22 protein-coding genes are annotated in these 20,981 nt (G+C 59.9%); 17 read left to right on the top strand and 5 right to left on the bottom strand.

Annotated elements, in window-relative coordinates; all coding sequences use genetic code 11:
• The first annotated feature begins 159 nt into the window (after window positions 1–159).
• The 14 genes from QMK47_RS20560 (at window position 160) to QMK47_RS20495 (ending at window position 11,715) form a co-directional block, all read left to right on the top strand.
• On the top strand, window positions 160–909 hold the full coding sequence (locus tag QMK47_RS20560; RefSeq protein WP_014339477.1) for an electron transfer flavoprotein subunit beta/FixA family protein: 750 nt from the start codon (window positions 160–162) through the stop codon (window positions 907–909).
• A gap of 2 nt (window positions 910–911) precedes the next feature.
• Window positions 912–1,841, top strand: a complete 930-nt coding sequence (locus QMK47_RS20555) for an electron transfer flavoprotein subunit alpha/FixB family protein (RefSeq protein ID WP_214509736.1) — start codon at window positions 912–914, stop codon at window positions 1,839–1,841.
• Window positions 1,842–1,916: 75 nt separating this feature from the next.
• Entirely contained in the window at window positions 1,917–2,741 is an 825-nt protein-coding gene (locus QMK47_RS20550; protein ID WP_320389253.1) for a substrate-binding periplasmic protein, read from the top strand.
• A gap of 9 nt (window positions 2,742–2,750) precedes the next feature.
• Window positions 2,751–3,110: a DUF4398 domain-containing protein gene (locus QMK47_RS20545; RefSeq protein WP_253476794.1), complete on the top strand. Its 360-nt coding sequence runs from the start codon at window positions 2,751–2,753 to the stop codon at window positions 3,108–3,110.
• A complete protein-coding gene (locus QMK47_RS20540) occupies window positions 3,107–3,916 on the top strand; it encodes an OmpA family protein (RefSeq protein WP_253476792.1) in 810 nt (269 codons plus the stop codon). Before QMK47_RS20545 ends, QMK47_RS20540 begins: the two co-directional genes overlap by 4 nt.
• A 200-nt stretch (window positions 3,917–4,116) precedes the next feature.
• Window positions 4,117–5,559 carry a PLP-dependent aminotransferase family protein gene (locus QMK47_RS20535; RefSeq protein ID WP_018613628.1) on the top strand — a complete coding sequence of 481 codons (1,443 nt, stop codon included), beginning with the start codon at window positions 4,117–4,119 and terminating at the stop codon, window positions 5,557–5,559.
• An 85-nt stretch (window positions 5,560–5,644) separates the two neighbouring features.
• Window positions 5,645–6,121 (top strand): translation initiation factor 2, encoded by a 477-nt coding sequence (locus QMK47_RS20530; protein ID WP_258688996.1) that lies wholly within the window; start codon window positions 5,645–5,647, stop codon window positions 6,119–6,121.
• Window positions 6,122–6,269: 148 nt separating this feature from the next.
• The gene (locus tag QMK47_RS20525) at window positions 6,270–6,524 is read left to right on the top strand and encodes a YkgJ family cysteine cluster protein (protein WP_003204182.1); all 255 of its coding nucleotides are present in this window, start codon (window positions 6,270–6,272) and stop codon (window positions 6,522–6,524) included.
• A 54-nt stretch (window positions 6,525–6,578) separates the two neighbouring features.
• Entirely contained in the window at window positions 6,579–7,187 is a 609-nt protein-coding gene (locus QMK47_RS20520; protein ID WP_253476786.1) for an START domain-containing protein, read from the top strand.
• 141 nt (window positions 7,188–7,328) lie between these two features.
• Complete coding sequence (locus QMK47_RS20515) at window positions 7,329–7,565, top strand: hypothetical protein (RefSeq protein ID WP_057452053.1); 237 nt, start codon at window positions 7,329–7,331, stop codon at window positions 7,563–7,565.
• A gap of 201 nt (window positions 7,566–7,766) precedes the next feature.
• Window positions 7,767–8,108 carry a ribonuclease E inhibitor RraB gene (locus QMK47_RS20510; RefSeq protein WP_003179463.1) on the top strand — a complete coding sequence of 114 codons (342 nt, stop codon included), beginning with the start codon at window positions 7,767–7,769 and terminating at the stop codon, window positions 8,106–8,108.
• A 437-nt stretch (window positions 8,109–8,545) separates the two neighbouring features.
• Entirely contained in the window at window positions 8,546–9,955 is a 1,410-nt protein-coding gene (locus QMK47_RS20505) for a circularly permuted type 2 ATP-grasp protein (RefSeq protein WP_014339467.1), read from the top strand.
• 9 nt (window positions 9,956–9,964) lie between these two features.
• A complete protein-coding gene (locus QMK47_RS20500; RefSeq protein ID WP_003204175.1) occupies window positions 9,965–10,915 on the top strand; it encodes an alpha-E domain-containing protein in 951 nt (316 codons plus the stop codon).
• Window positions 10,912–11,715, top strand: a complete 804-nt coding sequence (locus QMK47_RS20495) for a transglutaminase family protein (RefSeq protein WP_320389252.1) — start codon at window positions 10,912–10,914, stop codon at window positions 11,713–11,715. The genes QMK47_RS20500 and QMK47_RS20495 overlap by 4 nt, the downstream gene beginning before the upstream one ends.
• A gap of 211 nt (window positions 11,716–11,926) precedes the next feature.
• On the opposite strand, the gene QMK47_RS20490 is transcribed toward QMK47_RS20495, so the two are convergent.
• On the bottom strand, window positions 11,927–12,739 hold the full coding sequence (locus QMK47_RS20490; protein WP_253476780.1) for a c-type cytochrome: 813 nt from the start codon (window positions 12,737–12,739) through the stop codon (window positions 11,927–11,929).
• A 609-nt stretch (window positions 12,740–13,348) separates the two neighbouring features.
• Here QMK47_RS20490 and QMK47_RS20485 point away from each other — a divergent pair.
• The 3 genes from QMK47_RS20485 (at window position 13,349) to QMK47_RS20475 (ending at window position 17,548) form a co-directional block, all read left to right on the top strand.
• A complete protein-coding gene (locus tag QMK47_RS20485; protein ID WP_320389251.1) occupies window positions 13,349–14,554 on the top strand; it encodes an acetyl-CoA C-acetyltransferase in 1,206 nt (401 codons plus the stop codon).
• A gap of 25 nt (window positions 14,555–14,579) precedes the next feature.
• Window positions 14,580–16,724 (top strand): 3-hydroxyacyl-CoA dehydrogenase NAD-binding domain-containing protein, encoded by a 2,145-nt coding sequence (locus tag QMK47_RS20480; RefSeq protein WP_320389250.1) that lies wholly within the window; start codon window positions 14,580–14,582, stop codon window positions 16,722–16,724.
• 89 nt (window positions 16,725–16,813) lie between these two features.
• On the top strand, window positions 16,814–17,548 hold the full coding sequence (locus QMK47_RS20475) for an amidotransferase (protein ID WP_003204170.1): 735 nt from the start codon (window positions 16,814–16,816) through the stop codon (window positions 17,546–17,548).
• A gap of 185 nt (window positions 17,549–17,733) precedes the next feature.
• On the opposite strand, the gene QMK47_RS20470 is transcribed toward QMK47_RS20475, so the two are convergent.
• From QMK47_RS20470 to QMK47_RS20455, 4 genes are all read right to left on the bottom strand, one after another.
• Window positions 17,734–18,570 (bottom strand): IS3 family transposase, encoded by an 837-nt coding sequence (locus tag QMK47_RS20470; protein ID WP_253470111.1) that lies wholly within the window; start codon window positions 18,568–18,570, stop codon window positions 17,734–17,736.
• 22 nt (window positions 18,571–18,592) lie between these two features.
• On the bottom strand, window positions 18,593–18,871 hold the full coding sequence (locus QMK47_RS20465) for a transposase (protein WP_320389780.1): 279 nt from the start codon (window positions 18,869–18,871) through the stop codon (window positions 18,593–18,595).
• Between the two features lie 105 nt (window positions 18,872–18,976).
• Window positions 18,977–19,948 (bottom strand): magnesium and cobalt transport protein CorA, encoded by a 972-nt coding sequence (locus QMK47_RS20460; protein ID WP_214509746.1) that lies wholly within the window; start codon window positions 19,946–19,948, stop codon window positions 18,977–18,979.
• A gap of 134 nt (window positions 19,949–20,082) precedes the next feature.
• Complete coding sequence (locus QMK47_RS20455) at window positions 20,083–20,805, bottom strand: 1-acylglycerol-3-phosphate O-acyltransferase (RefSeq protein ID WP_320389248.1); 723 nt, start codon at window positions 20,803–20,805, stop codon at window positions 20,083–20,085.
• Window positions 20,806–20,981: the final 176 nt, after the last annotated feature.

Below are 20,981 nucleotides of genomic sequence, written 5' to 3'. Positions count from 1 at the left end.
AATGACTCATCAGTCATCACTGACGAATGGTCTTCACTCCCGTGAGCTGGGTCATGTGTGGTTCATGCCGGCGTTTTTAGAGGTGCCCTTGCGCCCATGAGCATCAACCGCCAGGTTCGCCTAGGCGACTTTTTTTCACCGGAGAGTAACGAGGAATCCATGAAGGTTCTTGTAGCTGTCAAACGAGTGGTCGACTATAACGTCAAGGTTCGCGTCAAGGCGGACAACTCCGGCGTCGACCTCGCCAACGTCAAGATGTCGATGAACCCTTTCTGCGAAATCGCTGTAGAAGAAGCCGTACGCCTGAAGGAAAAAGGCGTGGCGACTGAGATCGTCGTCGTCTCCATCGGCCCGACCACCGCCCAGGAGCAACTGCGCACCGCGCTGGCACTGGGTGCCGATCGCGCCATCCTCGTCGAATCCGCCGAAGACCTGACCTCCCTGGCCGTGGCCAAGCTGCTCAAGGCTGTTGTCGACAAGGAACAGCCATCGCTGGTGATCCTCGGCAAACAAGCCATCGACAGCGACAACAACCAGACCGGCCAGATGCTCGCTGCTTTGAGCGGCTACGGTCAGGGCACCTTCGCGTCCAAAGTCGAAGTGTCCGGCGACAGCGTTGCCGTGACTCGCGAGATCGACGGCGGCGCGCAGACCGTTTCCCTGAAACTGCCAGCGATCGTCACTACCGACCTGCGTTTGAACGAGCCGCGCTATGCGTCGCTGCCAAACATCATGAAAGCCAAGAAGAAGCCGCTTGAAGTGCTGACGCCTGACGCTTTGGGCGTTTCCACCGCTTCCACCAACAAGACCCTCAAGGTCGAAGCGCCGGCTGCACGCAGCGCGGGCATCAAGGTCAAGTCGGTGGCTGAACTGGTCGAGAAACTGAAAAACGAAGCGAAGGTGATCTGATCATGACTATCCTCGTAATCGCCGAACACGATAACAAGGCGCTGGCTCCGGCCACGCTGAACACTGTTGCGGCTGCCGCTAAAATCGGTGGCGATATTCACGTGCTGGTCGCTGGCCAAGGCGCTGGCGCCGTGGCTGAAGCCGCTGCGAAAATCGCTGGCGTGGCTAAAGTGCTGTCGGCTGACAACGCTGCCTACGCTCACCAGCTGCCGGAAAACGTTGCGCCACTGGTTGCCGAGCTTGGCAAGGGCTACAGCCACATCCTGGCTGCCGCCACCTCCAACGGCAAAAACATCCTGCCGCGCGTGGCCGCTGCACTGGACGTCGACCAGATCTCCGAAATCATCTCGGTAGAAAGCGCCGACACCTTCAAGCGTCCGATCTACGCCGGCAACGCCATTGCCACCGTGCAATCGAACGCTGCGGTCAAGGTCATCACCGTCCGTGCCACCGGTTTCGACCCGGTTGCCGCCGAAGGTGGCTCGGCTGCCGTTGAAGCGGTAGGCGCTGCCCATGACGCCGGCATTTCCAGCTTCGTCGGCGAAGAACTGGCCAAGTCCGATCGTCCTGAACTGACCGCCGCCAAGATCGTCGTTTCGGGCGGGCGTGGCATGCAGAACGGTGACAACTTCAAGCACCTCTACGCCCTGGCCGACAAGCTAGGCGCTGCCGTCGGTGCTTCCCGCGCCGCGGTCGACGCCGGTTTCGTACCCAACGACATGCAGGTCGGCCAGACCGGCAAGATCGTTGCGCCACAGCTGTACATCGCCGTCGGTATCTCCGGCGCGATCCAGCACCTGGCTGGCATGAAAGACTCCAAGGTGATCGTTGCGATCAACAAGGACGAAGAAGCACCGATCTTCCAAGTGGCCGACTACGGCCTGGTGGCGGACTTGTTCGAAGCCATCCCTGAGCTGGAGAAGCTGGTCTAATCCGGCGTCTTCACTTATAAAGAGCCCGGCCCTTTGGCCGGGCTTTTTATTTCTGCCTCAGAGGAGCGTATTGCCATGGATCTGCGTCGTTTGGCTGGCTGGTCGTGGTTGTGGACGTTGGCGTTCGTGCCAGGCCTGTCTGTTGCCGCCGGCAAATGTGAACGACTGATCGCCACCGGCAGCCCGGATGCACCGCCCTATCTCTGGCAGGACCCCCAGGACCCCAAGCACTTGATTGGCGCCGGTGCCGACCTGCTGGCGCACGTCGCGCAAGAACTGGGGATCAAGATCGAACTGCTGTATGCCGGCAAGCGCGCCCAGGCGTTGGACGAAGTGCGCAGCGGACGCATGGACCTGCTCACCGACGCGCCACTGACCGTTACCGGGCTTGAAGTGCTGGATTACGTTCATCCGCCCTTGCTCGAAAACGATTACCTGGTCTGGACCCGCAAGGACTCGACGCTGGTCATCAACCAGCCCGCAGACCTTCACGGTCATCCCGGGGCCTTGTCGGAAAAGGCCCGCATGACCCAGGGATTCGGTATCTTTGCCGAGCAGCAATTGTCCTTGGTGCGCACGCCCAACCTGACCCAGGCCTTTCAGAAACTGCTGCTGGGCGAGGTGGAATATGTCCTGGCGGGGCGCTACTCGGGCTTGGCAATGGCGCAGACACTGGGGATGGCCAACGACCTGCAAGCCGCACCGCAACCGGTGGACAAACCCGGGCTGTTCCTCGCGATTTCCCATAACTCCGCCTGCAATGACCCATGGTTACGCGGACAGCTGGCGCAAAAGATGACAGAATTGGCCGCGTCCGGCCTGGCGGAGGCTGTGTTGCAACGCAATCTCGAACGTTGGAATACACAGTTGCAGCCATCTGTCAGTGCCCCAAAACAGTAGGGAACATTAGTGACTATTCGACCTCTTTTCGCTGCCCTGGCCGTTCTGGCTCTGGCGGGCTGCGCAGCCGATCCGGCGCCGAATGAACAGATCCGCCTGACCGAACAGGCACTGGAGCAAGCCCGGGCCGTTGGCGCTACTGCCGACGAAGTGCCCGAATTGAAACTGGCAGAAGAAAAGTTCGCCCGCGCCAAATCCAACATGGCCGACGAATCCTACAAGAAGGCGCGCATGCGGGCCGAGCAGGCCGAACTCGACGCCCGCTTGGCCGAAGCGAAGGTGCTGACCCTCAAGAGCCAGGAGCAACTGAACGTGCTCGACACCCGCATCAAGCGCTTGCACAAACAATTGCGGGAGGATGCCCAATGAAGCACTCCCACGTATTGGGCAGCCTGGTCCTCGTCGGCGTGGCCAGCTTGTATGGCTGCGCCGGCCAGCGTAGCGAAGCGGCGCTTGAGCAGGCCAGCACCGACTTCCAGAAGGTCAAGGAAGACGCGAACGTATTGCGTGCCGCGCCCCGGGACGTGATCCGCGCTGGCGAATCCCTGGCCCGCGCTGATCGTTTGTCCAGCTACTGGGGCAGCGGCGAAGATGTGCAGCATTACGCCTACCTCAGCCAGCGCTACAGTGCGATCGCCCGGGAGCACAGCAACCAGGTGGTCAACGAAGAACGTGCCGCTAAGCTCGAACTGGAACGCCAGCGCCTGCAATTGGCCCTGCGTGAATCCAAGTTGCTGAGCGTGCAGCAGCAGGGCAAATGGCTTGAAGAACAGATCATGGCGATGGCGACCACGCAAACCGATCGCGGCCTGGTGATGACCCTGGGTGACGTGCTGTTCGATACCGGCGAAGCGGAACTGAAGAACTCGGCCAACCGGGTCGTGCTCAAGATCGTGCAGTTCCTGCAGCTCAACCCCAAGCGTGTGGTCCGTATCGAGGGGTACACCGATAGCACCGGTGGCAAGCAGGAAAACCTCAAGCTGTCTCGCGACCGCGCCCAAGCGGTCGCGGATGTGCTGGTGGACCTGGGGATAGACGAAAAGCGTATCCAGGTCGAAGGCTACGGCGATGAATACCCGGTGGACGTCAACGCTTCCGAGCGCGGCCGGGCACAGAACCGTCGCGTTGAAATTGTGTTCTCCGACGAAAAAGGCCAGCTCGGCGCCGCCCGCTGAGGGCTGCGTCACTGGAAAACCCGGCCCCTGCAAAAGGCGCCGGGTTTTTTTGGCCCTGCAATCGATGCACGATGAGTACAGTTAGAGCTGTCACTCCACTGTACTGTCGAGTAATCTGGCAACTGTCCCAGTACACTTCTAAACTGTTCCGGTATCGTTTCCGACAAGAATAAAATGCCCGTGAAATCGAGTGCTGCGTCATGACCAACCTTCTGCTCTATCAACGTATTGCTCAACAGCTGGCTGAAGATATCCGGCGCGGTGTGTATCAGCCCGGTGAACGCGTGCCTTCGGTGCGCAAGATGAGCTCGCAGCTCAACGTCAGCCATGCCACGGTGCTGCAGGCCTACGCCAACCTTGAAGACCAGGGGCTGATCCGCGCGCGGCCGCAGTCGGGCTACTACGTGCACCAGACGCCGGCCCTGACGGCACCGACGCCGGACATTGCCCGGGTCGAGCGTCCGGGGCTGGTGACGCGCAGCAGCATCATCCAGCAAGTATTGGTCGAGTCGCGCCGCGAAGGGGTGTTTCCCCTGGGAGCGGCGGTGCCGAGCGTCGACTATCTGCCGGTCCGGGCCCTGCATCAGCAATTGGCCAAGGTCACACGCTTCCACAGCCCGCGGGCGTTCAGCTACATGTTCAGCCCGGGTTTCGAGCCATTGCGCCGCCAAGTGGCGATTCGCATGCGCGATGCCGGCGTCGTGGTGGACCCTTCCGAGGTGGTGATCACCCACGGTTGCGTCGATGCCTTGCAGATGTCCTTGCGGGTGCTGACGCGGCCGGGGGACTTGATCGCCGCCGAGTCGCCGACCTATTACGGCTTGCTGCAACTGGCGGATTTGTTGGGCCTCAAGGTCATCGAGATCCCCAGCGACCCGGTCACCGGCATGAGCCTGGAGGCCTTGCAGTTGGCGGCCAACCAATGGTCGATCAAGGCGCTGGTGCTGACCACGCGCCTGAGCAATCCTCTTGGCGGCACCATGCCGGAAGAGCGGCAAAAGCAACTGCTGCGCCTGGCGTCGGACTTCGACATCCAGATCGTCGAGGATGATATCTATGGCGAGTTGATGTTCGAGCAGGGGCGCACCAAGGCCCTCAAGGCCTACGACCGACTGGATCGGGTCATCTACTGCTCGAGTTTTTCCAAGACGTTGTCGCCGGGTGTGCGCATCGGCTGGATGATCGCGGGGAAATTCCAGCAGGAAATCCAGCGGCTCCAGACCTTCAGTACGCATTCGGCGTGCAGCGTCACGCAGATGGGCATTGCCGCGTACCTGGAAAACGGCGGCTATGACCGGCACTTGCGCTATATCCGGCAGGAGTACCGCAAGAACCTCAGCGCCTTTCAGCTGGCGGTGCAGCAGTACTTCCCCGAAGGCACGCAGATGAGCCGTCCCACTGGAGGCTTCATCCTGTGGGTCAGCCTGCCGGGGCGGGTCAATACCCAGGAGTTGCATGTGCGGGCGTTGCAACAAGGCATCAGCATCGCGCCAGGGCTGATTTTCAGTAACACCGAGCAGTTCAACCACTGCATTCGCTTGAACTGCGGTACGCCCTGGAACCGTGAGGCGGAGCGAGCCCTGATGACGCTCGGGATGTTGGCCACTCAATTGTGCCAAGAGACGGCCAACGGATTTCTTTAGACGTCAGTGGCTTAGCTCGATGTGCTTGTCAGCGCCTCATTATCAGGCGAGCATGGGGGTCTCTGCCGTCAATGCCGTTGTATCTATGAAAGCCATTGTTCCTGCTGCCTGGATTTTGATCGGCCTGTTGAGCGTCTTCCACATGGGAGGCGTCGTCGCGGCAGCGCCAGCGCAGGAAAAACCGGCTGCCAGTGCCACGAAGGATGCGCCGAAAAAAACCACAGCGACCAAGAAGCCTTCCGCCAAGAAGGTGGCACCCGCGAAAAAAAAACGCGCGCCCATCGCCTCCAAGAGCAAATCCGCCCACGAGGTCGCCAAGACCCCATTGCCGCCGGCCAAGCTGGATTTGAGCTTGCCCCATGAAATGGTCGATAAACTGCAACCGCCGGGTAAGGTGATGCAGTTCAAGCGTGAACCCCTCTTGCCGTCGATGTTCGGTGAGAAACCTGGGCCGTTTCAGCTCAATGGCCGTTTGTTGAGCAATGAAATGCAGCTGCCACTGCGCAACCAGGAGCGTAATGAGGTGGAAGGCGCGGCGCTGGATTTTGAATTCAAGCAATAAGCCTTCGGCAGGCCTGCAGTTCGTCGCTGACCATTCGGTCATCCCGCCGTGGTCAAAAAAACACGCAGACGGTAATTTAAAACGAGTGTTTTAGCCGTTACTCTGTGTTCTGTTACTAACCATTACCTGTCGTGAGGATGTTGTCGTCATGAAATGCCGTGAAGGCTGTGGCGCCTGTTGCATCGCCCCTTCCATCAGCTCACCTATCCCTGGCATGCCCCAAGGCAAGCCGGCGGGAGAACGTTGCGCGCAATTGTCGGTCGATAACCTGTGCCGGATCTTCGGCCAGCCGGAGCGTCCGGCGGTGTGCTCGGCGTTCGAAGCCGACATCGAGGTTTGCGGCAGCAGCAGTGAAGAGGCCATCCGGCTGATCGGTTGGTGGGAGCAAATTACGGCAGCGTAATGAGTCAATGAACGGATCCTAACTGAACGAACTTGGACAATAAGGAAAAGAACTATGGGTTCGCTGCATCGTATGGCTGTGTTGTGTGGGTTGACCGTGTTGCTGGCAACGGCCACCGCTCAGGCAGAGGACTGGCAGGTTGCCAAGGAGAAGGACGGTATCAAGGTTTCCCTCAGTGAGGTGGCGGGCTCCAAGTACAAGGCCTATCGCGGCGTGACGGTGATGAAAACCACCATGGCCAAGCTGCGGGCCCTGCAGGAAGACGTTTCCGGTGCCTGCGCCTGGATTCATGAATGCAAGAGCCAGAAACTGCTCAAGCACGAAGGCAATCAGAGCTGGACCTACACTCAGTTCAACACGCCGTGGCCGGTGACGTCCCGGGACTCGATACTGGAAGTGACCACCGAGGAGGGCGCCGATGGCAGCCTGACCCGCAAGCTCAAGGGTGTGCCGAAATACCTGCCCGAAGAGCAAGGTTTCGTGCGAGTGACCCAGGTCGACGGTTTCTGGAAGTTCACGCCAAAGGGCGCTGACCAGATCGAAGTGACCTATCAGGTCCACACCGAACCAGGGGGTGACGTGCCGTCCTGGCTGGCGAACAAGTTCGTGGTGGATGCACCGTTCAACACCTTGAAAGCCCTGAAGGAACGCGCCGAGAACTGATCGGCCACGGCTGCACTGCAAGAGACCGCCCCAGAGGCGGTCTTTTCATGTGTGCCGTCCAGACGCCCGGCGGAACGATTGTCCGGCCCTCAATGTCGAGATAAAGGTAAGCCAGGCCCTGAATTGATCAAGGAGACACCGATGCAAAAGTGGGAAATCACTTTCGTGGATGATCATGGCGAAGCCATCGCCGAGCAGTTCGACTACGAGCAGGAGCCTACGATGGAGCAGGCTGCACAACTGATTCGCGAAAAATTGCTGCCCGTTTCCGCCCAATTGGACCTCAACGACCTGGAAGGTCGTACTGAGGATCCCACCGTCAAGAACCTCAAGTCCCAGCACAGCATTGAAATCATCAGCATTACACCGATTTCATGAAACGGTGCCTGGTCTCGCTTGGCAGCGGCTGCCACTTACGGCTACTCTGCAATTGAGATCAGCGAAAGGATCGCCAAGGTCCGGTCTTGTCAGCTACATGCTTGTGTCCCGACGGCCATTTGATGCCGTACCGCTTGCAGCCTGAGGGCTTCACGCACGGGAAGACGGAAAGTCTATCCATTGGTTTCAGGAGGACGTTTCATGAGCACAGCCTATCAAGAAGACATCAGCACCAGCGTGTTGCGCCGCATGAAAGAAGGCGGTTTCGATTTTTCCCGATTCCATCCCATTGAGTTCTACGCCATTTTCCCGGACGAGGAGCGGGCGCGCAGGGCGGCAGGTCATTTTCGGGGAGAGTCGCTGAACGCGCAGATCAGTGCACGGGACGACGGGGCTTGGTCATTGGAACTGAGCCGGGTGATGTACGCCACTTACGATGACATAGGAGACTTCGAGCAAGACTTTGAGGCAGTCGTCGAACCCTTGGGTGGTGTGATCGAGGGCTGGGGCGTCAAGCAAGAGATCCGGCGCCTGCAGGCCTGACAGTTACTCACCGCAACCACAGCAACGGCTGACCTTTGTGTCGGCCGTTTTCATGTCTGTGAACTCCGCAAGAATCCTGTGGGAGCCGAGCTTGCTCGCGATGACGGCGGGTCAGCTTGCATCAATGTTGAATGTGCCGACGCCATCGCGAGCAAGCTCGGCTCCCACAGGGAATGTCATGCACCCGCCAACACCACAACCGCCAGGTTTTGTACCTAACTGTATCCAGATCAAGCCGCGTCGTTTTTCCGAGACTATGCTCAGCAGAGCGACGCCCCTGCGTCGCAATGAAGCGGGGGCAGCGGGGTGGGGGCATTTGTTGCACTAGAAAAGTGCACGGCCTCTCAGAGGAGAATCCAACCCGTTGATCATAAAGCGTTTATGCCGATGGCACGGGGCTTGCGAAGCCTTGCTGCCAGGGTGACAAGGAGCACGGCATGATCCGCAGCGGTTTTGATGAAATGTACGATGCCAACGGCCAGGTCCGTCCGCATTACCAGGCGTTTGCCCGCTGGCTGGCTGAAACGCCTGACGAGCTGCTGGCGCAACGCAGGCGCGAAGCCGACCTGTTGTTCCATCGTGCTGGCATTACGTTCACGCTCTACGGCGACGAGCAGGGGACCGAGCGGCTGATCCCTTTCGACACGATCCCGCGCAGCATCCCGGCCAGTGAATGGCGGGTGGTCGAACGTGGCTGCATCCAGCGGGTCAAGGCGCTGAACATGTTCCTGGCCGATCTCTACCACGAACAACGGATCATCCGCGCCGGCATCATTCCCGCCGAGCAGGTGCTGGCCAACGAGCAGTACCAATTGGCGATGCAGGGGCTGGATCTGCACCGTGACATCTACGCGCACATTTGTGGTGTCGATCTGGTGCGCGACGGTGACGGCACGTACTACGTGCTCGAAGACAATCTTCGTACGCCCAGCGGCGTCAGCTACATGCTCGAAGACCGCAAGATGATGATGCGCCTGTTCCCCGAACTGTTCGCCGCCCAGCGCATTGCCCCCATCGACCATTATCCGAACCTGCTGCTCGACACCCTGAAAAGCTCCAGCCCGCTGGACGATCCCAGCGTCGTGGTGCTCACGCCGGGGCGTTTCAACAGCGCGTTCTTCGAGCACGCGTTCCTGGCCCGGGAGATGGGCGTGGAGTTGGTGGAAGGCGCCGACCTGTTCGTACGCGATGACAAAGTGTTCATGCGCACCACCGACGGCCCGAAAGCGGTGGATGTGATCTACCGTCGCCTCGACGACGCGTTTCTCGATCCGCTGGCCTTCAATCCGGACTCGATGCTCGGGGTGCCGGGCCTGTTGTCCTCCTACCGTTCCGGCAACGTGGTGCTGGCCAATGCCATCGGCACGGGCGTGGCGGACGACAAGTCGGTGTACCCGTTCGTCACCGACATGATCCGTTTTTACCTGGACGAAGAGCCGATCCTGAAGAACGTTCCTACATGGCAATGTCGTAATCCTGCCGAGCTTTCCCACGTGCTGGCGAATCTTCCCGACCTGGTGGTCAAGGAAACCCAGGGTTCCGGCGGTTATGGAATGCTGGTGGGGCCGGCCGCGACGACGGCGCAGATCGATGCTTTCCGCGAGCGGATCAAGGCCAAGCCGCACGCCTACATCGCCCAGCCGACGCTGTCGCTCTCGACCTGCCCGACCTTTGTCGAAAACGGCATCGCTCCGCGCCACATCGATTTGCGGCCGTTTGTGCTGTCGGGGCGCGAGACCCGCGTGGTGCCTGGTGGGCTGACGCGGGTGGCGCTGCGCGAAGGCTCCCTGGTGGTGAATTCATCCCAGGGCGGTGGGACCAAGGACACTTGGGTCGTCGAGGATTGAGGTGCTGCCATGCTGAGTAGAACCGCCTCGGACCTGTACTGGATGTCGCGCTACCTGGAGCGTGCGGAAAACCTCGCACGGATGCTCGACGTCAGCTATTCGTTGTCACTGATGCCCCAGGACGGGCGTGGCGACGGCCTGCACGAGCTGGCCATGCCATTGCTGATCACCGGCACGCTGGATGATTACCGGGAGCGACACGGCGAGCTGCACGCCGAGCGCCTGCTGCATTTCTTTGCCCTGGAAGCGGCCAACCCGGCCAGTATCTACAGCTGCCTCGGTGCCGCGCGAGCCAGTGCCCACGCGGTACGTGGGCGAATCACCGCCGACATGTGGGAGAACATCAACGCCACCTGGCTGGAAATTCGCGGTATCGCCGAGCAAGGCTTGAATCGCTACGGCATGAGCCGTTTCTGTGAGTGGATCAAGGAGCGATCCCACCTGTTTCGTGGCGCAACCTACGGCACCATCATGCGTAACGACGCGTTCCGCTTCATTCGCCTGGGGACCTTCATCGAAAGGGCCGACAACACCCTGCGCTTGCTCGACGCCCGCTACGAAATGGCCGGTGACCAGGCCGACACGGTCAGCGATGGCACGGCCCACGCGTATTACCAATGGAGCGCCTTGTTGCGGGCCTTGTCGTCCTTTGAGGCCTACACCGAGATCTACCGTGACGCCCCGGGCGCTCGGCATGTGGCCGAGTTGCTGCTGTTGCGCGCCGACGTGCCGCGTTCGCTGCGCGCCTGTACCGAAGAAATCAACCAGATCCTCGCGAGCCTGCCGGGCACCAACGGTCGGCAGGCACAACGGCTGGCGGCGGAAATGGACGCGCGCCTGCGCTACACCGGCATCAACGAAATCCTCGACGGGGGCCTGCATGCCTGGCTCACCGAATTCATCCCACTGGTCCGTGAACTGGGCAATGCCATTCACAGTTCCTACCTGGAGGTCATATGAGACTCTCGATCAGCCACGAAACGGCCTACCACTATGAAGATCAGGTGCGCGCCAGCATCCAGTACCTGCGCCTGACGCCCCACGACAGCGAACGCCAGCATGTGCTGAGCTGGCAACTGGATTTGCCCCGGCCGGTGCGGGCGCAGCTGGACCCGTTCGGCAACATCCTTCACGTACTGACCCTGGACGAACCCCACGAAACGGTCATCATCGGCGCCCGTGGACAGGTGGATATCGATCCGTTGCGTGAAGCCGAGCACGAGAGCCAATCGGCGCTGCCGTTCCTGCGCTTCACCCGGCTAACGGAAGCAGACGAGGCCCTTCGAGCCTTCGCTGCGCAGCAGTGCCAGCAGCGTCGCGATCGCACGGCGCTGATCGACCTGATGCACGGGCTGAACCAGCACATGATCTACACACCTGGCACCACTGAAGTGGAGACAAGTGCGGCCCAGGCTTTTGCCGGACGTAGCGGGGTGTGCCAGGATCACACCCACGCCTTCCTGGCCTGCGCCCGTAGCTTGGGGGTGCCGGCGCGGTATGTCTCGGGGTATCTGTTCAGCGAAGAGAGCGAACACCTGGCAAGCCATGCCTGGGCGGAGGCCTGGCTTGACGACGCCTGGTACAGCTTCGACGTGACCAACCAATTGGCCCGTCCGGAGCGCCACCTGAAGCTGGCCGTGGGCCTGGATTACCTGGACGCCTGCCCGGTGCGTGGCATGCGCCGTGGCGGCGGTTGTGAGCAGATGCATGCCAAGCTGGTCGTGCCACCGGCGCCGGTGATTACGGTGCAACAGCAATAACTCTCCAGAGGGGGAGCTTTTGTGGCGAGGGAGCTTGCTCCCGCTGGGCTGCGCCCTGTAGGAGCTGACGAGTGCAACGAGGCTGCGATCTTTCCCCGGTCACTTGAATCTCAAACGAAAGATCAAAAGATCGTCCGAACGCGGCCCGAGCCTTCGGCAGCTCCTACAGAGCCCAGCGGGAGCAAGCTCCCTCGCCACAAAAAAAGCAATCTCACGGGGCCAATGGCTGCTTGCGTCCCGCCATATGCTTCAAATAACCCACCAGCAGATCCAGCTCCGAATCCGCCAGCACCGCAGCCGAGAACCCGGGCATCTTGCCCTGGGGCCAGTGACGCAGCGCTTGCGGGTCGCGAATGTAGCGCTTGAGGAAATCCCCGGAGAAGTATTCGGTCGGGTTGAAAGGGATGTTCAGGTCCGGGCCGAACTGCGCATCACCCGCGCCATTGAGCCGATGGCACGCCAGGCAGTTTTTCTGGAACAGTTCGAAACCTTTATTGACCGGGTCGTCCTTGGCCAGGCTGGGCGCCGGCAGCAGGGCGGGGAAGCGTTCGGCCACGGCCGACAGGCGCTTGATAGTCGCCACCGCGTAGGGCCATTGCTCCGGGCTTATATGGCCAGCCTGCGGATCGGTCCAGACCAGGTAGAAAGGCCCGGCGCTGTGCTTGCCTTCCCCCAGCGACGGCCATGGCTTGGCCGGGTCCTCGATCGCCAGCCAGGCCCGGGCCCCACTCTTGTTGAGTAACGGTGCCGCAGGCATTTCGGCAGCGAAGCCGTCCAGGGCCACGGCTTGCAGGTGGTCGTCCGCTTGGACGCCCGTCAATAGTGCCGTCAGCGGCACGGCTCGATAGCTCATCGGTTTCTTGTAGGAAGCGTCATCAGCGATCTGGACCGTTTGAGCGTCCGGGTGCTTGAGCAGTTCTTCGGTTTGCCAGGTGCGCGTGCCCGCGCCCAACTCCAGCACCAGTTGCGCGGCATAAAGGGGCGTGCTGAGCAGCAACGCCCCGAACACAATAAGAGCTTTCAAGTCGATCGCCTTCCATGTCGAGGGGGGGGCCGCAAAGGTTGGCACAGCCATCGCGGCTCGAACAGAGAACCCGTTACATTTTTTGGCGACACAACTAATGGATGATGCAGATGCCCTCGCGCAGGATTCAGCCAATCACCTTGGTGATATTCGGCAAAATCAACAGCAGCGTCGTGGCAAAGAGAATGAGTCCGGCTTGGCGAACTTTCGAATGTTTGAACATGGCTGACCCGCCTTTATTGTTATTTCCTAGAAGCCAGCCTGCATATCCATGGCGGCTGGCGTTGCACTTCCTGTTCGACAAGCGCCTCGGCAAAACCCGACGACTTTCTTGTACAAGGATTACATTAGGGGCCGCGGCGGCCTTGGCTTAGATCCAATTCATATCAGCTTGGTACAGGTTGCTCTAAAAAAGGTATGAGGCCTATTGCCACCTTCCTGCCGGCCCTTTTGCTAGACAGCTTGCCCTCCTGAATCGGTTAACCCGATAGCTCGCTACCGTTCGTCTGAGCGTGGCCGTCAACGCCATTGAGCGCTGTGGTCATTGAATCCGGCGCCGCTGGGCTTATGGTTGAAGGCATCGCATTACCCCGTGGTTTCGAGGACGTCATGATCCAAGCTTTGATTTTCGACGCATTACGCACGCCCCGCGGCAAGGGCAAGGCCGATGGTGCCTTGCACAGCGTCAAGCCGGTGAACCTGATGGGCGGCCTGCTCAGCGCCTTGCAGCAGCGCATGGATCTGGACACCAGCCAGGTCGATGACATCGTGCTCGGTTGCGTGACCCCGGTGGGTGAACAGGGGGCCGATATCGCCAAGACCGCTGCGCTGGTGACCAATTGGGATGTCAGCGTGGCCGGTGTGCAACTCAATCGGTTTTGCGCCTCGGGCCTGGAAGCGGTGAACCTGGCGGCCATGAAAGTGCGTTCCGGCTTCGAAGACCTGGTGGTGGCCGGCGGCGTCGAATCCATGTCCCGGGTGCCCATGGGCAGCGATGGCGGTGCGTGGGCGCTGGACCCGCAATCCAACCTGCACGGTCACTTCGTTCCCCAGGGCATCGGCGCCGACCTGATCGCCACGCTGGAAGGCTTTAGCCGTGAGGATGTCGACGGTTATGCGCTGCATTCCCAGCAAAAAGCGGCGCGTGCCCGGGGTGACGGTTCGTTCAATAAATCCCTGGTCGCCGTGCGGGACCAGAATGGCATCGTGCTGCTGGACCACGACGAATTCATCCGCGCCGACTCCACGCTCGACGGCCTGGGCAAGCTCAAGCCAAGCTTCGAGGCCATGGGCCAGATGGGCTTCGATGGCACAGCGCTGCGTGTCTACAGTCATGTCGAACGAATCCATCACGTGCACACACCGGGCAACAGTTCCGGCATCGTCGACGGCGCGGCACTGATGTTGATCGGTTCCGAAGCCAAGGGGCGCGCCATGGGCCTGCAGCCCCGGGCGCGGATCGTCGCCACCGCTGTCACCAGTACCGACCCGACCATCATGCTCACCGGCCCGGCGCCGGCTACCCGCAAGGCCCTGGCCAAGGCCGGGTTGCGGGTGGAGGACATCGACCTGTTCGAAGTCAACGAAGCCTTCGCCTCGGTGGTGCTCAAGTTCATCAAGGACATGGCCATCGACCCCGCCAAGGTCAACGTCAATGGCGGCTCCATCGCCATGGGGCACCCCTTGGGCGCCACGGGGTGCGCAATCCTTGGCACGTTGCTCGACGAATTGGAGGTGCGTCGCCTGCGCTATGGCCTGGCGACCCTCTGTGTCGGCGGCGGCATGGGCATTGCCACCGTCATTGAACGCCTCTGAGCCCGACTTCAAGGAACACTTTTTCATGACCGATGCCATTCGTTACGAAACCGGCCAGGACCGGATCGTCGTCCTGACCCTGGACATGCCGGGCCAGAGCGCCAACACCATGAACGCGGTGTACCGTGAGGCCATGGCCGCCTGCGTCGCCCGTTTGCAGGCTGAAAAGGACTCGATTGCCGGTGTGATCATCACCTCGGCCAAGCACACCTTCTTCGCAGGCGGTGACCTCAACGAATTGATCAAGGTCGGCAAGCCCGAGGCCAAGGCTTTCTACGACATGGTCCTGCTGCTTAAAGCGCAACTGCGAGCCTTGGAGACCCTGGGCAAACCCGTGGTGGCGGCCATCAATGGCGCGGCCCTCGGCGGTGGTTGGGAAATCTGCCTGGCCTGCCATCATCGCGTGGCCCTGGACCTGCCGTCGCTGCAGCTCGGCTTGCCGGAGGTCACGCTTGGCCTGTTGCCGGGTGGCGGCGGGGTAGTGCGGATGGTGCGCCTGCTCGGTTTGGAAAAGGCCTTGCCGTATCTGCTCGAGGGCAAGAAGGTCAATGCGCAACAAGCGCTGCAGGCCGGTTTGATCGATGAGCTGGCGAAGGATCGTGACGAGCTGCTGGCCAAGTCCCGGGCCTGGATTCTTGCCAACCCCAGCGTCATCCAACCCTGGGATGCAAAGGGCTATCGACTGCCGGGCGGCACGCCGTCTGACCCGAAAGTTGCGCAAATGCTGGCAATTGCCCCTTCGATCCTGCGCAACAAGACCCAGGGTTGCCTGCCAGCACCGGAGAAAATCCTCTGCGCAGCGGTGGAGGGCGCCCAGGTTGATTTCGACACAGCGCACCTGATCGAAACCCGTTACTTCACCGAACTGACCACCGGCCAGGTGGCGAAGAACCTGATCGGCACCTTCTGGTTCCAGCTCAACGAGATCAAGGACGGTGGTTCCCGCCCACAGGGTTTTGCGCCTTATCTGACGAAAAAAGTCGGCGTGCTCGGCGCGGGCATGATGGGGGCGGGTATCGCCTATGTCAGCGCCGTGGCCGGCATCGCAGTGGTACTCAAGGATGTCGATCTGGCGGCGGCCGAGAAGGGCAAGGCCCGTTCGGCGGCGTTGCTGGATAAAAAGGTCGCACGCGGTCAACTCACCGCCGAGCAACGCGAAGCCACGCTGGCGCGGATTCACCCCACCGACAGCAACGCCGACCTGGCCGGCTGCGACCTGATCATCGAAGCGGTGTTTGAAGATCGCGCCCTGAAAGCCAGTGTGTCGGCCGCCGCCCAGGCGGTGGTGGGCGAGGATGCGGTGATCGCTTCCAACACCTCGACCTTGCCCATCACCGGCCTGGCCATGGCTGTGCCAGACCCGACGAAGTTCATCGGCCTGCACTTCTTCAGCCCGGTGGAGAAAATGCCTTTGGTGGAGATCATCAAGGGCGCACGCACCGGTGACGCGACCCTGGCCCGGGGGTTCGATTTTGTCCTGCAGATCAACAAGACGCCGATTGTGGTCAACGACAGTCGCGGCTTCTTTACGTCGCGGGTGTTCGGCACCTTTACCAACGAGGGCATCGCCATGCTCGGCGAGGGCGTGAGTGCGCCGATGATCGAGACCGAAGCGCGCAAGGCCGGGATGCCGGTCGGGCCTCTGGCGATCTCTGACGAAGTTTCCCTCAGCCTGATGAGCCATATCCGCGCGCAAACTGCCAAGGACCTGCGCGCAGAAGAGAAAGCGCCGATTGAGCACCCGGCGTTCGCCGTGATCGACTTGCTGCTCAACGAATACAAGCGACCGGGCAAGGCCGCCGGTGCCGGTTTCTATGAATACCCGGCCGATGGGCAAAAGTACCTGTGGCCGGCGCTCAAAAGCCGCTTCGAGAAAGCCGACGGGCAGATTTCCCCGCAGGATATCCGCGATCGCCTGCTGTTCATCCAGGCCCTGGAAACCGTGCGCTGCATGGAGGAGGGAGTGCTGACTTCGACGGCCGACGCCAACGTCGGCTCGATCTTCGGCATCGGTTTCGCCGCCTGGACCGGTGGTGCGCTGCAGTTTATCAATCAATACGGCCTGCAAGACTTTGTCGGTCGCGCCCAGTATCTGGCCGAGCAATATGGCGAGCGCTTCTCACCGCCGGCCTTGTTGCTGGAGAAAGCCGCCCGCCACGAACTGTTCTGACAGACCCGGGAAGGGGCTTGCCTTGGGACCGTGTTTCAGGGCAGGCTCTGGGGTGTGCAATATTCCCATCATCGTGTCAGGTATTTTTTATGTCGCTACGCATCTGCATTCTGGAAACCGATATCCTGCGTCCGGAACTGGTCGACCAATATCAGGGTTACGGGCAGATGTTCCAGCGCCTGTTTTCGCAGCAGCCCATTGCGGCCGAATTTGTTGTGTACAACGTGATGGAGGGGCATTACCCCAGCGATGACGAGCAGTTCGACGCTTATCTGGTGACCGGCAGCAAGGCTGACTCCTTCGGCACCGACCCTTGGATTCAAACCCTCAAGACTTACCTGTTGGAGCGTTACCAGCGCGGCGATAAATTGCTCGGTGTGTGCTTTGGTCACCAACTGTTGGCGTTGTTGCTGGGCGGCAAGACCGAGCGTGCCACCCAAGGCTGGGGTGTCGGCACCCATCGCTACAAACTCGCCGCCAAGGCACCTTGGATGAGCCCGGTGATGGAAGAACTGACCTTGCTGATCAGCCATCAGGACCAGGTCACCGAATTACCCGAAAGCGCGACGGTCATCGCTTCCAGCGATTTCTGCCCGTTTGCCGCCTACCACATCAACGACCAGGTGCTGTGCTTCCAGGGTCACCCAGAGTTCATCCACGATTATTCCCGGGCCTTGCTGGAGATTCGCCAGCAGCACCTCGGCGAGCAGATCTATAGCCAGGGCGTGGCGAGCCTTGCCCACGAGCACCACGGCACCACGGTGGCGGAGTGGATGATGCGTTTCGTCGCTCACAAGCCGCAGGCCGAAGCCACCCAAGGCTAAAGATCACCACTCTCTAATGTGGGAGCGAGCTTGCTCGCGATGACGGCGGCACATCCAGCATCAGGCCAACTGATCCACCGCTATCGCGAGCAAGCTCACTCCCACACTGGATCTGTGTACGACGCAAATCCCCTGTGGGAGCGAGCTTGAACTGGTCAAGTAAATCCGGACACCAGTTACGGTGTTTATGCTGCTTTTTGCTCCATGGCTATTGGCGATAGGTAGTCGTTGTAGCTGTGGAGCCTGGTGCGGTTGTAGTACATGAAGAAGCGCACCATATCGGTTTGTGCTTCCTCGCTCGTGCTGTAACCGTTGCGAGGGACCCATTCTGACTTCAGGGTGCCGAAAAAACGTTCTGTTGGAGCATTGTCCCAGCACTGCCCGCGATGACTCATGCTTTGCAAAATGCCATTGCGCATCAACTCTTCTTGAAACTTGCGGCTGGTGTACTGACAGCCCTGATCCGAATGAAACATCAATCCAGGTGGGCATGTTCGAAGCTCTATCGCCATGCGTAACGCCTTGCTGACCAGGTTGGCGTCATTGACCAGCGAAAATGCCCAACCAATGACCCGGCGAGCAAACAAGTCGATCACGATGGCCAGATGAACCCAGCGTTTACCCACCATCAAGCTTGTAACGTCGCCACACCAGACCTGATTGACCACGGTCGGCTTGAAATTACGCTTGAGCAGATTGGGTGCGACAAATGCTTCAACTCCTTTGGACCTGAATGGATGAGGCTGGCGTTGTTTACTGACAATGTTGGCTTCCCTCATCAGTGTTCTAACAAGGCTTCTGCCGACCGCTATGTTTTGGGCCTTCAGATGCTTGCTGATCGTTCTGGACCCCATGGCTTCCCGGCTTTCGCTGTGCAGTTCAACCACCTTCCCCTTGAGTTCTTCGCGCTCGATCTTAGGCCGCGAGAGCCGCTGTAGCCATTCGTAAAAGCTGCTGCGCTTCACATCGAAAACGCGACACAGGATGGCGGTCGGGAATGACTCTCTTAGCTCCGCGATCATCGAAAACGATCGGGATCCGACATCAAGAGAGCGGTAGCCTTTTTAAGATTTCGGCTTCCATTTCCATGCGTTTGATCTTGGCTTTCAGATCCTGAATCTGCCGTTGATCCTCAGTAATGGCCTTGGTGCCTTGAACTGGCTGACCTTTTTGTTCCTTGCGAACCTGGTCCACCCACCGTCGTAACGCGGTAGCACTGATGTCCAGCGACGCGCAGACTTCCTGTACTGAACAGTTGTCATCAATCACCATGCTGGCCGCACGATGTTTGAACTCGCGGGAAAAGACTCTTCTTTCTTTCATGGAACCTCCAAATTGGCGAAATCATATCGCCCTTAAGAGGTGTCCGGAATTATTAGGCCAGTTCAGCTTGCTCGCGATGAATCCCACACAAATTCCACTGTTCGCCTACAACCAACCCGATCGCTTGAAGCTCCACCACAGCGACGAGCAGCCCACCGCAATAACCCCCAGCACCGCGAAATAGCCGTATTGCCAACTCAGCTCCGGCATGTCCTGGAAGTTCATCCCATAGATCCCGGCCACAGCCGTGGGAAACGCCAGGATCGCCGCCCAAGCTGCAAACTTGCGCTGCACCACGCTCTGGCGCGACGCTTCGAGCAACACGCCGACTTCGATGGTCTGGCTGGCGATGTCGGCCAGGGTCGTCAGGTCTTCCATTTGCCGCGTGACATGAATCTGCACGTCGCGGAAATACGGGCTCATGTTCTTGTCGATGAAGGGGAAGTCCAGTCGCTGCAACTCTTCACTGATCTCCACCATTGGCGCCGCATAACGGCGCAGGCGCAATACGTCGCGGCGCAAGCTGTGCAGGTTCTGGATGTCCCGTTCGTTCAGGGAGCTGCACATGACATTGTGTTCCAGCTCATCGATTTCGGCGTGAATGGCTTCACCCATTGGCTGGTAGTTTTCAATCACGAAATCAAGGATGGCGTAGAGAACGAAATCTTCCCCGTGTTTCAGCAAAAGCGGACGCGCCTCACAGCGCTGCCGGACGTGGGCGTAGGACGCGGAATGGCCGTTGCGAGCCGTGATGATGTAGCCCTTGCCGGCAAAGATATGGGTTTCGATGAACTGCAGCTTGCCGTCCTTGCGTATCGGCGAATACGTGACGATAAACAGCGCATCGCCAAAGGTCTCCAACTTGGGACGGCTGTGTTTCTCCATGGCGTCTTCGATCGCCAGTTCGTGCAGGTTGAATTGACGCTGCAGGTTGGTCAGCTCCAGGGCGCTGGGCTCTTCGAGACCGATCCATACAAAATGACCAGGTTTGGCAGCCCAGGCGCTGCCTTCGTCGAGGGTGATATTGGTGACTTTCTTACCGGCGCTGTAGACCGCAGCAGCAACGACTCTACCCATAATGGTGGTTCACTTCTTATTGAAAATGGCAGTGGCAGGCAGCGTCCAGCTTAACGCGCCCTGTAGCTTGAGAGTCAGCAAAATCTGCGGAGTTCGGCGGCAAAAGAAAACCCGCCGAGGGGGCGGGTTTCCATTCAGGCGGTTTGCAGCTGCCGGTCCATTGTCGCGATGCACTCGCGCATCTGTTCACGGCATTGGGCAATGAGCCGGGGCAGGTCATCCATACTCAATCCGGCCGTAGGAATCGCCGGCAATGAACGTATGAGGATGTCACCGCTGCGCCAGCGATTGAGGCGCATGTGCTTGATGTAGCTGCTCACGCACACCGGAACAATCGGCACTCCGGCGGCTATTGCCATCTGGAAGGCGCCTTTCTTGAAGGGCAGCAGGTCTTTGCCCAGATTGCGCGTGCCTTCCGGAAAAACCCAGATCGAGGTGTCCTCATGCTGCAACGTATGGGTGGTGGTCAGCATCGACTTTCGGGCCTTGATCGCGTTGCCGCGGTCGATCAACACGTTGCCCGCCAGCCAGAACAATTGCCCGAACAGCGGCACCCATTTCAGGCTCTTCTTGCCGATGCACACGGTACGGCGCGGCACCACGTTGCCGAACATGAACAGGTCATAGTTGGATTGGTGGTTGGCGATGATAACGCAGCCATTGGGCTTGTTCACCAGCGTGTCGACTTGCGTCCGGACCCGCAGGCGCAAAATGCACATCGCTGGCAACGCGTACAACCTTGCGCATAAACGGCTGTTGTCCGGGTTGAACGGCCGGCACAGGCCCACAATCACCCCGAGCACGCCAGCCAATACAAAATGCAGGCCCATCAACAACATACGCAATACAAACAGCATCTACAGGCCCCATCGGGACAAAAGGTGGCGCAGTGTACGGATGTGCACTGTTTTCGGCAATTGCCCCTATAGATGTAGGAAATGGACGATGTTTAAGCGCATGTTGCGAAATAAGGCGACAGAAGCGGCCTAGAGCGGTTGCGGACTTTTAAACGACGCGCGTAGGAAAAAGCCCG

It is taken from the genome of Pseudomonas sp. P9_35, assembly GCF_034008205.1.
GTDB classification, from domain to species: domain Bacteria; phylum Pseudomonadota; class Gammaproteobacteria; order Pseudomonadales; family Pseudomonadaceae; genus Aquipseudomonas; species Aquipseudomonas kilonensis.
Note: the sequence above shows the minus strand (reverse complement) of the source record. Positions and strands in the feature narration are given on the sequence as shown.